We start from the raw sequence: 14,369 nt of genomic DNA, 5'->3' as shown, positions 1-14,369 counted from the left end.
TCAGGTCACCGTCGCGGCGGTGCGCCGCCGGAGCCACGGCCGTTGTGGCCGGTGCCGTTGGTCGAGATCCTGACGGCCGCGGCCAGGTGCTCGACGGCGGCGGGCGCGGCGGCGTCGAGGCTGGGGTCGGGAGTGGAGGCGCTCACCGGCACCAGCCGTGGGCGGCCTGGGCGCCCGGTCGGCGGTGAGGGTTCCTGGAGCGCGGGGTGCTGCGGTGTCGCGTGGGGCTGGTCGTCTCGGGAGCGCAGCCCAGCATTGGTGTCGAAGATGGCCCGCTCGGTGGGGGAGAGGACCGTCTGGATCTTCATGCCGGGGCGGTTCTCCAGCTTCCACAGCGCACGGCCCTGGCCTTCCATCGCCCAGCCGGTGAGCACGGCCTGTTCACGCTCGGACAGTCCGAGCTCGTCGGCGAGCTCGTCGCCGACCCGGGTGGACTGGCCGAGCAGGATCCGGGTCGAGCACAGCGCGAGCAGGTCCTTGGCGATGGAGACCTCCTGGGAGCCGGCGGCCCCGACGGAGAGCAGGTCGGAGGGCTTGTGCATCACCAGGAGCTGGATCTTGCGTTCGGCGCGGGACAGGCGCAGGTCGGAGTCGACGGCCTGGACCGCGCGCAGCCCGAGTCGCATCTGCCGCCAGACCTCGTCGCGCACGACGATGCGCACGTCGCCGTCGTCCTGCAGGTCGGTGATCATCGAGGACCAGGAGCCGAGGCAGGTCAGAGCGACCGCGATTGCCTGATCGCCCCTGCTGCGCAGCAGCGAGAGGTCCATCGACTGCACGGGGGCGTCCCAGTCGAGGTCGAAGTTCGTCGGCTCGTCGAACAACCCCGACAGCGGGCCGACGACGAGGTTGGACAGGGCGTCGGTGATCTGGCGGGTGTGGTCGAGGAACTGGCGGTGGGAGGCGAAGCGGGTGGCCTGCCACAGGTCGTCGTCGGGGTGGGCGAGCTGGTCGACGACGTCGGGGATGGTGATCGGGCGCAGCTCGTCCGCGCCGTGCTCGGCGCCGACGAGCCGGTTGAGCACGGTGGAGAGGACGTGCTCGTCGGTGACGGTCGGGTCGTAGCCCTGGGCCTCGGCCAGCGCGGTCAGCAGCCTTGTCCAGCGCGCCAGGATGCCGGTGAGTTCCTCGCGCTGCCGCTCGGTGCTCCAGGTGCCCCACCTCGATCGGATGGGTCCGAGGTCCAGGGCGTTGAGGCGGTGGTGGCTACCGCGGCCGAGCGCGATCGGGGTGATCCCGAGCGAGCGCAGCAGCGGGGTGTACTCGCCCTTCACGTCACCGGAGATCAGCGAGCGGACGCCGAAGAGCATCATCCGCAGCATCAAAGCGACGACGGTGGAGGACTTGCCGCGGCCCGGTTCGCCGAACACCACCAGGTTCGGGTTGGTGACCATCTGGCGCAGCACCCACTCGGTGGGGTGGACGTAGAAGGCGCCCCCGGACTGGGTGTCGTAGCCCAGCCGGGCGCCGATGGCCGGGACGCCGTTGGAGGCCAGCAGCGGGAACAGTCCGCCGACCTCGGCGGTGGTGGCCCGGTAGACCGGGGCCCGGCGGGCTGCGTCGACCGCGGCCCATCCGCGGCCCGGTTCACGGTGGCCCTGGCGGGGGGCGGTGGCCTGGTTGACCCGACTCCGGCCGCCTCGCCGGCCGTTGGCGCGCTCCTCGTCCGGGCCGATGGGGTCGGCGGGTGCGGAGACGGGGATGCCGTCGAGGTCGGTGAACTGGCTCAGCAGGTCGCTGGTGGTGCGCGGCTGTACGTGGCGGCGCTTACCGAAGATGCTCATGAGTCGAACGCCCTGGTCAGACGGGGCAGCCCGATCCCGACCGGGAGGGCCGCGGCGACGAAGGCGGAGTCCTGGGCCAGTTCCAGGCGCAGCAGCCGGAACCGGCCCGAGGAGTCGTTCTCCAGACGGGCGGCGTGGTCCTCGAGGTTCCACTCGGCGGGCACCGTGAGCGAGGAGGCCACGGTGAAGCGGACCAGGGCGTGCCCGGCCGCGACCGCTGCTTCTTGTTCGCGGGCGCCGGTTTGGCGGCGGGTGTCGACGGCGGTGGTGTTGAACCCGCGCTGGGCCTTGGCGTCGACCAGGACGTTGTTGCGGAACCGCTGGGAGCGCACCTCCCGGGCGGCGGCGGCCTGGGACAGGATCTCGTAGTGGATCTGCAGGGTGCGGCGCTCTCCTGCGGTGCGGACCGCGAGGAGCGGGCCGAGGGAGCCGAAGATCGTCCCGGATTCCGGGGGCTGCACCGCGTAGGAGACCGAGGAGAACCCGTCGTGGTGATAGGCCCGGGCGGCCGGCGCGGGAGCGAGGGCGGGGCCGGCCTGAGAGATCGGTAGCCCCACCGAGCCGTCCGGGTCGGGCCGCATGAGGTGCTGGTACTGCAGGGAGGCGGCGGTGGCGGGGTTGAAGCCGGTCTTGATGGCCTCGGCGACCCCGGTGGAGGTCAGCCAGGTCACCGACTGCACGCCCAATCCGCGCAGACCGTCGGCGACGGCTTCCAGGACGCGGTAGAGGGCGTACGCGCGGCCCGCGACACCGCCGCCGGCGGCCTTGGCCGGGCGGCGCAGCGCGTCCTCGGTGCCCGACACGGTCACGAACAGCTCGGTCCGCACGCTGACCGAGGCGACGTCGCGGTCGATCTCGGTGGTCACCTGCCGGGCCAGGGTGGGGGCGTCGGCGCGCTGGTGGCGCTCGCGCCAGACCGCGTACTCGGTGCCGTCGTCGGGAACGGTGCGCACGAGCAGCGAGATGCGGTCGACGACCTCGCGGTGCCCGAGTCCGACGAGCATCGAGCCGAGGCGGCGGGCGAGCTCGGTGCACTCGTCGTCGGACAGCATCCCGACACCGGAGTGGGTCAGGCGAGCGGTGGCACCCCAGCGTCCCTGGTCGGTGTCGTGGATCAGGCAGATCCGCGAGCCGTGGAACTCCGGGCCGTCGGGGAACTCCAGGCGCGACAGCACGCCGGGCAGGTCGGGCTCGCTGCGGTCACCGGCCAGCCCGGCCGCGGCGCGTGATTGCCAGGGTGACCAGCGCATCAGCACTCCTGTCTGGAACATGATCAGGTCGGCCAGCCAGCGGAACGCGGGGCGGCCGTGGACGGGGACGACGATCAGCACGACCAGCACGGCGGCGAACACGCCCCAGCTGAACGCGGTGGACCACTGGTTGCGCGACATCGCGATCAGGGCCGGGGTGCACGCGGCGGCGACCAGGAATGCTTGGACCGGGGTCATCCCGGCGATCCAGCCCATCCCTTCCTTGAGGTTCAGCCCGCGGTACACGCGCGGGCCGACAGGCCCGGTGGCGGTGCTCATCGGTCGCGGTCCTCTCGATCGGGGGCAGCACGGTCAGGGGCGGGGCGGGGTGGCGCGGGAGCCCATGCGGTCGTGCTGGTGTCAGTCGGTTCCGGCGTCGTGGAGGGCCCGTCCGAGCCGGTGTTCACCGGAGGGGCCTCATGAGGGCGGGGCGGGGTCGAGGGGCCCGAGTCGGGGCGTCCCGCTTCGGGGGGCCCGGCGTCGACGCTGGGCGGGGCCGGCTCCGGCTCCGAGCCACCTGCCGGGGCGCCACCGGGCTCGATCGGCCCGTTGTCGCCGCCCGCGGGCTGGCCTGACCAGCCCGAGGTGGCTGTCGCCCCCGCGTAGGCGTCGCCGGCCGCCGAGCTGACGTCTCCACCACCGGCGGCGGGTGCGGGGCCGGGGTGCCCGACGCCGGTCTGCGCCATCTGGGAGGAGGCGTAGCCCCCGGCGGCCTGCCCGGCGGCCTTGGTGGCCATGTAGCCGCCGACGACCGCCGCGGCCGCGACACCACCGACCGCGCCCAGCCCGGCGGCAGCACCGCCCGCCGCCGCGCCGCCACCCGCGCCGCCACCGGCAGCGCCCGCACCGGCGCCGCCGGCGCGTCCGGCGGCCGCGGTGGACCCGGCGGTCGGGGAGGCCGCGGTGGAGCCGCCCAACTCGCCACCGCCCCCGGCCGACGGACCGCCCCCACCACTGCCCGAGCGCGCCATGCGGGCAACGTTGATCGACTCACTCGTGCCGCCGTCCGCACCCGGTGCGGACGAGCCGCGGGACCCGCCGGAGCGCAGCGCCATCCCCGCGCCGGTGCCGGGGTCGACGAAGGCCAGCAACCGGAAGAGCACCATCGGGCAGAACAGGCTGACCAGCAGCACCGCGGTCCCGGCCAGGAGCCCGGCGACGCCCTCGGCCCGGGCCATCACCGACACACCGATCAGCAGCACCAGCGCGAGCGCGGGCTTCATGAGGATCGCGGCGAGCAACCAGCGCACGCCGCGCCAGAACGACGGCGCGGTGGAGTCGGCGACGAGCATCGCCGCCAGCATCGGGATGGTGGCGACGAGCACCAGGATCGCGGCCTGCCGGAAGATCATCTGCAGGGCGAAGCCGATGCCGGCCGGGATGATCCCGAACAGTGCGGCGAGCCCGAGGATCATCGAGCGGGCGCTGTCCTCGACCTCGCCCAGGTCGGGGTTCTCCCCGATCCGGGCGGCGACGGTGTCGTTGGCCAGTGCCTGGTCGAAGGAGGTGGCGCCGTCGAGGCGGGACAGGAAGAACTCGGTCAGCCCGTCGGAGGTCTGCAGCAGGGCCACGACGACGCCGGTGGTCAGCGCGATCGCCAGACCGAACTGCAGCGGCCCGGTGAACGCGCGGAACATGCCCCGCCCGCCGCGCAGCGCGACCGAGATCAGCTGGAAGAAGAACAGGCCCAGCGCGATCATCCCGGCCACGCCCATCAGTGACGACCACAGCGACGACGCCCCCTGGCTCTGGCCGGTGACGCTGTCCAGCTCGACCGTGGACACCTGGTCGGCCAGGGTGAACCCGGCCTTGAGCAGCCAGATCCCGGCGTTCCACACGTTCTGCATGGCGGTGTCGAACGCGGACTGCGCCGCCGACCCGATGGGGTTGGAGATGTAGTCGCCCAGGCTCGGGCCGGACGGCCCACCCCCGCCATCGGGCGGTGGTGCCGGTTGGAGCGGCAGCAGGAGCGCGGTCATCGTGTGATGTCCCGCCAGCCGGCCGAGACCGCCTCGTCGCTGCCCGGCCAGGCCGAGGGCGCGGTGGCCGCGGTCGGGCCCGAGGCGATGCGCCACTGGTCACCGACCCGGCGCATCGGCAGGCAGTTGCCCCACCCGAAGCTCACGACCCGGCCGTCGTTGTCGGCGACGAGCTCGCCGAGCGCGCAGGCCACGGTGTAGGTGCCGTCGTCGGTGGTGCCCTTGACCATCACGCTGGTCGGCGCCCACGAGATGCGCATCCCGGACCGCAGCGGGCCGGTCGGGTTCATGTTGGAGCCGCGGCGCAGATCGACGAGGTCCTGGCTGGTCCGGGTCTGCGCGGCCGGTAGCGCGCCGGGCTCGGCCAGCGAGTCGTAGGCGCGCGCCCAGGTCTGGGGATCGGCATCGGCCATCCCGACCTTCATCAGCTCCACGAGCTGGGCCAGCGCGCCCGCCTCGGTGGCAGGGAACCCGGTCGGCACGAGGGAACCGGTGACCTGCTCGGGCTGCGGAAGCGCGATCGGTGGTCCCGCGGTGCGGGTGCTCAGCGTCCGCGGTGACACGGCGCTGACCGGTAGCTGCAGCATCGGCGCCTGTGCCAGCGCCGCCTCGGCCTGCGGGCCGCTCCCCGCGGACGGGCCGAGCCCCGGGGAGGACAGCATCGGGTCCGCAGACGGCCGGGGGCCGGTGGTCTCGGATCCGGTGAACATGCCGGTCACGAACATGATCACCGCGATGATCAGTCCCAGCAGGAGTACACCGACCCCACCGAGGATGAGCATCGCGCGCCCTCGCTCGCCCGGCCCCGGGCGCCCGGGACGCGAGTACATCTGCCGGCCGTCAGGGTTCATCAGGCGGGCCATCAGGCGCTCGTCTTCGCGAACTGGTTGACCACGCCGTAGCCGATCCCGTACAGCACGGCCAGGGCGAGAGCACCGACGATCAGGCGGGCCCCGAGACGTCCGGACCCGTGGTGGTCCCAGAGCCGGCCCGCGGTCGAGGCGACGATCCCGCCGAAGAACAGCCCGACGATGCAGACCCCGGCGATCCACTGGATGTAGCCGACGATGTCGCGGATGGCCCCGGCGCCGGGGGGCTCGATCGGGCTCGGCTTGGGGAGGTCCTGTGTCGGCAACAGATGGATCTGGGTCAGCGATTCGTTGATCACGTTGATGACAGACATGGCGCGCTCCGCAGGAGGGGTGGGATGGACGGTGTGGTGCTGGACGTAGTGGTGCCGGGGTGAAGGTGTGGGCTGGTGCCGGTGTGGGGGGGCCGGACGCAGCGGGGCGGACCGGGCGGCTGGTCAGCGGCGCCTCGGCGAGGGGATGAGCCGCCAGGAGGCGAGCAGCGGGCGCAGCGCCTCCACCGCCTTCGGGGGGCTGGGCTCGTCGGTGACCCCGCCGAGCTCCCAGGCCGGGATGTGCGGCACGAACAGGGCCTCGTCCAGCAGGGCCGCGACCCGCGGCCCGGCGGCGCCGGCCACCCCCGTCGGCCACTTGCGGGCGCCGTTGACCACGAGCTGGTAGATCGGGGTGGCCAGGCCGCGCTGCACCCAGGGGTCCAGGCGGGCGAGCAGCTGCTCGGCCTGGCGCAGCGACGGGCGGGTCGCGCGCACCACCAGAATCGGGCGCTGGGAGGGAAGGCCGCGGCGTAGCCAGCCCCCGGCGCCGTAGATCGGGGTCGCGGCGGCCCGCCAGCCGCCGTGACCGAGGTCGACGACGGTGGCGTGTAGCGGGTCGGGTGCGGGGTCGGGCAGCCAGTCCGGGGGTGGGGGCACCATCCCGGGGGTGATGGTCGGTAGTGCTGCGGGGTCGCGGGTCTCCAGCCGGGCCAGCAGCGCGTCGGCGCGCCAGCTGTAGCGCACGGTGAGGTGGTCGTTGACCTGCCGGGTCCAGGGGCCGTCCACCGAGGAGGCACCGGCGAGTCCGGAGCGGGCTGGGTCGTCGGCGTCGATCAGCAGCGCGCACCGCTGGTCCTGCTGCAGCGCGTCCACGATTGCGGCCGCGACACACGAGGCGCCGGCGCCCGCGGACCCGGCGAGCACCGGGATCAGCGGCCCGAACGCCGCCCAGGACACCGGGCGGGACTCGGGGAACACCGTGCGGGTGCGGTCCTGGGCGGCGTCGGTGGCCGCGCCGAGCTGCTCGGCGACCTCGATCGGGTCCGGACCGTGGCCCTGGTCGGCGGCGGCTGCGGCGGAGGTGGTGTCGACGATGGTCTCGGTGTCGACTACCCCCAGCCCGCCCGGGGCGCGGGTGCGCGCGGCGGCGCCGAGGCGGTGGTTGAGCTCGTACGGGCTGCGCGGCGGCGATGCCCCCGGCCCTGCCCAGCGGTGGTGCGGGTCGGCCGCGTTCCGGGGTGAGGTCATCAGCTGGTCCCTCCTCGAGGGGCGGTCCGGGCGAGCGCGGGGTCGGGGGTGGTGGGCTGGTCGGGGATCAGGGCGGCGGAGTCGGCGGCCTCGTAGATCTCGCGGGCTGCGGCGCCGAATCGGGGTGAGACCAGCTGGGTGGCATCGCCGCCGGACACGACCCCGACGACCTGCCCGCGCCCGGCTGCGGCGTCCGGGCCGGCCAGCCACGGCCCGCCCGAGGCGCCCTCGGTCATGTCGCAGGTCATCGCCAGCACCTGCCCGCCGTCGCGGTCCGGCCGGGTGAAGGTCTCGACTGCGGCGGGGCCGTCGCAGCCCCGCAAGGACTGCCCGTCGTAGACGCCGGTGGCCGGGTAGCCCAGCGCGGCGACCGGGAGCCGGTCGGGGGTGGAGAAGCGGATGCCCTGCGCGCCGAGGACCTGCTCGGGCAGGACCCCGTCGCGGGGCAGCAGCGTCACGAACGCGAAGTCGGTGTCGGCGGCGACGTCGTTGATGGGGGAGTCGATCTGCTGCCAGGCCGGTGGCACGTAGGCGGTGTCGACGGTCCACCGGCCCAGCGGTTCCTCACCCGCGGCGTAGCCGGGGATGAAGAACGCCCCGTCGACCCGCCAGCCGCCGTCGAGCCACACGCAGTGCGCCGCGGTGGCCAGCACCCGCCGCGACCGCGAGGCGACCACCGCCGCCGAGCACTGGTGGCGTCCGCCGTCGACGACCAGCACGCCGACCGAGGTCGCCGACAGGCCGCCGACGACCGGGCCGGCCTGGCCCTGCACCGGCGGCGTAGGCGCCAGGGGTGCGGTTGGGGTCCTCGGGTCGGCCGACCCCCACGGTGCGGCCGACCCGAGTCCCACCACCCGAGTGCCCTGCGGGGCCTCGGAGGTCCACAGCGCCAGCGCCAACGCCGCGGTCATCACCGTGGTGAGGACCGTGGTCGTCGACGTCGTGCGCCAGTTGCGGTTGGTCATCGTTCAGGCCAGACCCAGCTTCTTCGAGCACGCCGGCCATGCCGAGTAGCCGTCGCGGTCGGCGCGGACCTTCTCCGCGACCGCGATCTGCTCCTCGCGGCTGGCCTCGTGGGCCGAGCCGGTGCCGCCGTAGGCCGCCCAGGTGGCCTGGTCGAACTGGAGGCCGCCGGAGTAGCCGTTGCCGGTGTCGATCGCCCAGTCCCCGCCGGACTCGCACTGGGCGAGCCGGTCCCAGGTCGCGGCCTGCGCGCTGTCACCGGCCGCCGGTGCGGGTTCGGATCCCTCCGGGTCCCGGGGCTGCTCCCCGTCCTCGGAGGAGCCGCCCTGCGCATCCGGGTCGCTCTGCCCGTCGGAGCTTCCCTGCTCGTCGGAGCCGGTCTGCCCGGCCTCTCCGGCACTGTCGCCCTGCTGGTCGATGGGCTGGTCGGCCTGCCCCGCCCCGGTCTGGCCCTGCCCGTTCTGGTCCGCGCCGGGCCGCGAGATCGGGTCCCCGGCCTGCGGGCTCTGCACGTCGCCGCCCGCCGCGTCGCTGCCGGAGCCGGTGCCCGACCCGGCCGCTGCACCGGTGTCGGCGTCGCCGTTCCCGGTGGAGGGCTGCTCGGCGCTGCCGGTCTCGCCCTGCCCCGTGCCGTCCGTCGCCTGCTCATCGGGCTGGGTCGAGCCCGAGCCGGTGCCGGAGTCGGAGCCGGAGTCGGTGCTGGAGCCGATGCCTGCGGCGTCGAGCTTCTCGGCGAGCTGCTCGGCCAACGGGTCGGCGTCGGCGGCGTCGCGCACCTGCTCGGCCAGCTTCTCCGCCCCGGCCTCCCACGCATCACCTGCGCCACCGTCACTGGCCTGCTCGGTCGTCGACGACGACTCACCACCGCCCGACGACGACGTCGTCGGCGTGTCACCCGAGCCCGAGGTCGTCGAAGAGTCGGTATCCGAGGAGCCCGAACCGGCGCCGTCGGAATCGGCCGGGCCGGTGCTGTCGGAGCCGGTGCTGTCCGTGCCGGTGTCGCTCGCCCCGGAGCCCGATGAGGCGGGGGAGTCCCCGGAACCGAGGTCGTCGAGCTGGTCGAGCTTGGCCAGGTCCGCGGGGTCGGCCCCGAGCTTCTCCAGCTGCTCACGGTCCAGAACCCCGAGCACGGAGTCGCGGACCTGACCGGCATCGGCGTCCGAGCTGGCACCCAGAGCCTGCATCAGCTCACCGACCAGCTGCAACGCGATCCGCGCCTTCTCCAGGTCCTGGCCCGAACCGCCCCCGGACGAGCCGGAGGACTCGCCCGGACCCGACGAACTGTCCGAGCTGCCCGGCGAGGTGTCCGTGGTCGTCGAGCTGTCCGAGCCGGACCCGGAATCGGCACCGAGGTCTGTGCTGCTGTCGGTCGCGGTGTCGTCCGGGGCGTCGGTGGTGGGGTCGTTGTCCGACGGCCCGGAGTCCGAGCTACCGGAGTCCGAGCTACTGGAGTCCGAGCTGCCGGAGTCGGCGGAGTCGGAGGTGTCCGAGCCGGGGGAGCTGGGTTCCGAGGAGTCGGTGTCGGTCTCGTCGGCGGTGTTCGGCGCGCCGGTGTCGGGCTGCTCGGCGGCGTCGCCGTCGTCGGCGGGGCTGTCCGGGCTGGTCTCGCTGGTGCTCGGGCTGCTGGTGTCGTCGCTGTCCGGCGTCGTATCCGAGGTCGAGTCCTCGTCCGGTTCGGGGTCCGGTGTCGCTGCGGGCGCCGCCGGTGCCGCAGCTGGGGCTGGGGCGGGTGCGGCCGCAGCGGGCTTCGGCGCCGGCGCAGCGGGCTTCGGTGCCGGGGCTGGGGCGGCGGGGGCTGCGGTGGCACCGGCGTGATCTATGCAGGTCTGGGGCAGCGCGGGCTCGGCCTGGCGCTTGGGGTTCGAGGCGGCAGGTCGTCCGGCGGACCCGGCGCTGCTGGGCGTGGGCTTGGGTTTCCCGATCTCGGTGACCGCCTCACCGGCGGAGGTGACCGCGCCGACGGCGCTGTCCGCGGCGTTGCCGAGGGACTCGCCCAGCTCGGCGACCGGGCCCGGTGAGGGCGGCGGCGGGTCCTTGGGCAGCAGGTCGGCAGGGGTCGGGCCGAACCCGGCGCGGGCCAGCTTGGCCGCGACCTGCTGCAGGTGCGGATCGGCGGCGTCGAGGGTGTTGAGCTGGTCGGAGACGTCCACGGCCTTCTGCCGCCATCCGGGCGGCTGGGTCGCGGGGGTGAAACCGAGCCCAGCGATCTCGCTGGCCAGCCCCTGAGCCCTGGTGTCGTCGCTGACGGCGAGATCGGCCAGCAACGCCCGGGTCTGGGTGCGGGTCTCGCGGGCGGCCTCGAGCTGGCGCACGGCCTTGCCCTCGTTGCAGCCGACCGCGGTCAGGCCGAGCTGGGCGGGCAGCGGGCTCAGCGAGAACGCGGTCACCCCGACCAGCGCTCCGGCGGTCAGCACCGCGACCGCGGCGCGGCGCGCGGCAGGACCGCGCGAGGACGGGGGAAGGTGCTCGGCCCACGAGGGGCGCGGCGTGCGGTTCCAGGGCATGTCACAGGTCCTCTGTCAGGTGATCCGGGGGCTGTCTCACGAGCAGGTCGGTCGGTCAGTCGCCTCCGCGGGACCCGCCACCGGAGTCACCGCGTTCACCACCGCCATCGCCACCGCGGTCGCTGTCGCCGCCGGAGCCGCCGCCGCTGCTCTGACCGGCGGAGTCGCCGCCGAGGGACACGTCGGCGCCGGCGTCGACGCCGTCCTGCCCGGCCGAGACGTCGACCCCGGCCGAGGCTCCGCCGCCGGTGAGCTCGTACTGGCGGACCCAGTCGACGTGCATCGCCGCCCCGCCTGAGGCGTCACCGCCGAAGTAGTCGAGCTGGATGGTCAGGTGCATCGGCCCGGGCGGGTTGTGGGACTTGTCGTCGTCGGTGAACCACGGCTTGCCGTCGACGAGGTAGGTGATCTTGTCCGGGGTCCACTCCACGGCGAAGGCGTGCCACTCGGTGGCGTCGATCTCGACCGAGCCCTGGGTCTGGGAGTTGTCCGAGCCGTAGTGCAGGAACCCCTCGACCTTCTGCCGGGTCCCGTCGGAGATCTCCATGAAGTCGACCTCGCCGCCCTCGGGCCAGTTCTCCGCGGTCGGCCAGAGCAGGAACAGGGTGTGCAGGGACCCGGCCCCGGGCGGGGACTGGGCGCAGCCCTCCCAGCGCCCGTACTGCTGGCTGTGGGGCGACCAGGCCATCCCGCCTGCGTCGCCGTTCTCCGAGCCGGTGATGGTCAGCTGCCCGTCGGCGACGCTGATCGCGTCCGGGGTCCGGCGGCCGTTGCCGCCGTGGCCGGGCCCGTCGTAGGCGTTCCAGTCCCCGGAGATCGAGGTGCCCTCGAACTCATCAGCCACCTTCGGCTCGCCCCAGCCGAGCGTCTCCGCCGCGGTGGTCTTGCACTTGCTGGCAGCTCCGCCGCCCGAGGCCGTCCCGCCGCCGGAGCTGTTCCCCGCGTCGGCGCCGTTGCCACCGGAGCCGTTGCCACCGGAGTCGTTGCTGCCCGAGCCGTTGCCTGTGCTCGGGGCCGTACCGGTGTCGCTGGAATCGTTGCCGGACCCACCGGACCCACCGGACCCGGACCCGCTGGAGTTGCCGGAGCCGGGCTCGTAGCACTGGGCCGGGATGAAGCCGGGCTTGTTCGCGCCGACGTCGAGCAGGGCCCGGCGCAGCTTCTCCGCCCGCGCGGAGGTGTCGCCGGTGAGCTCGGCGAGCACGTGCACCGCGGTGATCCGCCACCCGCACTCGACCCCGCCCTCGGGGGCGGCGGCCGGGACGAGCCCGGACGCGGTCAGGGTGGTGGTGAGCGCCAGCGCGGCGCCCACCACCAGCTGGGGACTGATCACCGGGGACCACCGGGGTCGGTCGGCGGGGTGCGGAACCCGTGGCTGGCCAGCCCGTGGGTGCGCCGGCCCTGGAAGCCCTCGGCGACGGTCGCGGCGAGCTCGAGCGCGGCGTCGCGCGCGGCGGGGGTGAGGGCGTCGAAGTCGATGATCCCGCCGGCCTGCAGGTGCGGGTCGGGGGGAAGGACGATCACCGCGCGGCAGCGTTCGGCGAAGAAGTCGCGAATCACGCGGTCGTCGATGTCAGGGCTGTGGCGGTCATAGGACAGCACCACCACCGCGTCCTCGGTGAGGTGGCGGTATCCGTTGGCGGCCAGCCAGCGGAAGGTGCGAGCGGCGCGGGAGGCGCCGTCATTGGTCGGCGCACCGACGATGACCAGGGAGTCGGCGTGGCGCAGGCTGCCCTGCATCGCCGAGTGCACGATCCCGGTTCCGGAGTCGGTGATGATCGCGTTGTAGTAGCGGGCCAGCAGCCGCAGCGCGGCCTCGTAGTCGGCCGCGGAGAACGTCTCCGACAGCTCCGGTTCCTGCTCGCTGGTGAGGACCTGCAGGCGCCCGGCGAGATGGGTGTAGCCGGCCAGGTCGGTGTGGGCGCGGATCTCGTCCAGGGCGTAGAGCAGGTCGCGCACGGTGGTCTTCGCGGCCAGGGTCTCGCCGACGAGGCGGTCGCCGAGGGTGCCGGCGTCGGGGTTGGCGTCCATCGCGATGACCCGGTCCCCGCGGTACTCCGCGAGCGCGAGCCCGAGCAGCGCGGACACGGTGGTCTTGCCGATCCCGCCCTTGATCGAGCCGACGACGACGCTGTGCGGGCCGGGCAGCGGGGTCCGGATCTTCTGCAGCTGGTCGCGCAGCCGGGCCTCGGCCTCGGACAGTCCGGGGTTCCAGCGGCCGCCGGTCAGCTGGTAGGCGAAGTGGCGCCATCCCTGCTGAGGACGGGCCCGCCGCTCGCGGACCACTCCCGACAGCACCCCGGTCTGCTCGTCCCACGCCGGGCGGAACGCCTGCGGATCCTCCGAGGCAACCGGGTCCCGATGAGCTGGGGCGGGGGGCGGGTCCGCCGGGGCGGGCGCTGACACGGACGACGCTACCGATGACGACGCTGCCGATGACGACGCTGCCGATGACGACGCCGGCCGACCGACCGGTTCGGCCCTCGTCAGCGGTGGCTCGGCGAGGAAGCGCTCCGGCGCGGGCGCCGCCGGGCGAGATGGCGAGCTGCTCGGCCAGTTCGCCGACGCGCTCGCCGGCGCGGCCGGGGGCTCGGGTTCGGTCGCGGGGACCTGGGCCCCGTCGTGCCCGGTGGTCGGAGCGGCCCATCCGGCGCCCGCGTCGAGCCAGGACGGGGCAGCGGGGGTGTTGTTGGTGCCGTTGGACGAGGACATCAGCAGCTACCTCTTGGTGGGGGTCAGGAGGAATCGGTGGGACGCAGGTGCGGGTCGACGACCAGGTGGCCGTCGTCGTCACGGGTGATCGGGACCGTCATCCGGACCCAGTTCGCCTCGGCCGCCACCCACGTGGGGTCGGCGTCGGGAGGCGCACAGGAGGGGCCCACGACTCCGGTCAGCTCGGACTCGACCGCCGTGGGGCGCGCCGCCGGTTCGTCGGGCTGCGGGCAGGCGCGCGCGTACGTGGTGACACGGACGATCACCTCGACGAACACCACCGTGTCGCTGGGCCGGTAGATCCGGCCCGGTAGCGGTGAGTCGGCGCGCTGCCTGCCCGCGCCCGACCACCCCCAGGTGCTGGCCTGGGGGTCAGCGAGCAGAGGCCGCAGTACCTCTGCCCGACGGCTCGGGACGTCCTCGTCGAAGGACTGGAAGTCGGCGGCGAAGCGGCCGGCGAAGCTCGCCGCCTCCAGGTCCGAGATCGGCTCCAGGGATCGCACCGAGCGGGAGAAGGAGTCCTGGCCAGCGGTGTAGCGCGTCACGGCTGTATCGGCTGCTGTGGCCCGACCACGGTGAGGTGGGGCCACCTCCTCGCGGGGGAGGTCGGTGTCGAGTCGCACCTGGGGTCGCGCGAGCGCACCGGCGGGTTCTGAACCGGTGGCGTCGCCCTCGCCGTCGCGTGGCTGTTCCGGCGGCGTCGGCTGTTCCACCTTCTGCTCGCGGGCCGGCGGGTCCTTGTCGATGTCGCCGACAGCAGCCGGAGCGGGAGCGCTCGTCGCGGGCTCGTTCTCGTGGGCGCGGTG

The 14,369-nt window shown here is 74.2% G+C and carries 11 protein-coding genes; all 11 read right to left on the bottom strand.

Annotated elements, in window-relative coordinates; genetic code table 11:
- Positions 1 to 5: 5 nt before the first annotated feature.
- The 11 genes from ATL51_RS01190 to ATL51_RS01140 all read right to left on the bottom strand — a co-directional run bounded on the left by ATL51_RS01190 (position 6) and on the right by ATL51_RS01140 (position 14,108).
- Positions 6 to 1,784, bottom strand: coding sequence for an ATP-binding protein (locus ATL51_RS01190; protein ID WP_226369789.1), 1,779 nt, complete (start codon positions 1,782 to 1,784; stop codon positions 6 to 8).
- Positions 1,781 to 3,313, bottom strand: a complete 1,533-nt coding sequence (locus tag ATL51_RS01185; RefSeq protein ID WP_100877341.1) for an SCO6880 family protein — start codon at positions 3,311 to 3,313, stop codon at positions 1,781 to 1,783. The genes ATL51_RS01190 and ATL51_RS01185 overlap by 4 nt, the downstream gene beginning before the upstream one ends.
- Positions 3,310 to 5,013 carry a hypothetical protein gene (locus ATL51_RS28545; RefSeq protein ID WP_167409933.1) on the bottom strand — a complete coding sequence of 568 codons (1,704 nt, stop codon included), beginning with the start codon at positions 5,011 to 5,013 and terminating at the stop codon, positions 3,310 to 3,312. Before ATL51_RS28545 ends, ATL51_RS01185 begins: the two co-directional genes overlap by 4 nt.
- A complete protein-coding gene (locus ATL51_RS01175; RefSeq protein WP_100877339.1) occupies positions 5,010 to 5,876 on the bottom strand; it encodes a hypothetical protein in 867 nt (288 codons plus the stop codon). Before ATL51_RS01175 ends, ATL51_RS28545 begins: the two co-directional genes overlap by 4 nt.
- A complete protein-coding gene (locus ATL51_RS01170; RefSeq protein WP_100877338.1) occupies positions 5,876 to 6,196 on the bottom strand; it encodes a hypothetical protein in 321 nt (106 codons plus the stop codon). The genes ATL51_RS01175 and ATL51_RS01170 overlap by 1 nt, the downstream gene beginning before the upstream one ends.
- Positions 6,197 to 6,319: 123 nt before the next feature.
- Positions 6,320 to 7,384, bottom strand: a complete 1,065-nt coding sequence (locus ATL51_RS01165; protein ID WP_100877337.1) for a hypothetical protein — start codon at positions 7,382 to 7,384, stop codon at positions 6,320 to 6,322.
- Positions 7,384 to 8,349, bottom strand: a complete 966-nt coding sequence (locus tag ATL51_RS01160; RefSeq protein ID WP_100877336.1) for a trypsin-like serine peptidase — start codon at positions 8,347 to 8,349, stop codon at positions 7,384 to 7,386. Before ATL51_RS01160 ends, ATL51_RS01165 begins: the two co-directional genes overlap by 1 nt.
- A 3-nt stretch (positions 8,350 to 8,352) precedes the next feature.
- Complete coding sequence (locus ATL51_RS29195) at positions 8,353 to 10,851, bottom strand: transglycosylase family protein (protein WP_100877335.1); 2,499 nt, start codon at positions 10,849 to 10,851, stop codon at positions 8,353 to 8,355.
- A gap of 55 nt (positions 10,852 to 10,906) precedes the next feature.
- Positions 10,907 to 12,184, bottom strand: a complete 1,278-nt coding sequence (locus ATL51_RS28800) for a glycoside hydrolase family 16 protein (RefSeq protein ID WP_208622876.1) — start codon at positions 12,182 to 12,184, stop codon at positions 10,907 to 10,909.
- Positions 12,181 to 13,149, bottom strand: coding sequence for a MinD/ParA family ATP-binding protein (locus ATL51_RS01145; protein WP_301548835.1), 969 nt, complete (start codon positions 13,147 to 13,149; stop codon positions 12,181 to 12,183). Before ATL51_RS01145 ends, ATL51_RS28800 begins: the two co-directional genes overlap by 4 nt.
- A 437-nt stretch (positions 13,150 to 13,586) precedes the next feature.
- Positions 13,587 to 14,108 (bottom strand): hypothetical protein, encoded by a 522-nt coding sequence (locus ATL51_RS01140; RefSeq protein ID WP_100877333.1) that lies wholly within the window; start codon positions 14,106 to 14,108, stop codon positions 13,587 to 13,589.
- Positions 14,109 to 14,369 lie beyond the last annotated feature (261 nt).

This window comes from Pseudonocardia alni (genome assembly GCF_002813375.1).
In the GTDB taxonomy this organism is placed as follows: domain Bacteria; phylum Actinomycetota; class Actinomycetes; order Mycobacteriales; family Pseudonocardiaceae; genus Pseudonocardia; species Pseudonocardia alni.
The sequence above is the reverse complement of the archived record's forward strand: the minus strand, read 5'-3'. Positions and strand labels throughout refer to the sequence as shown.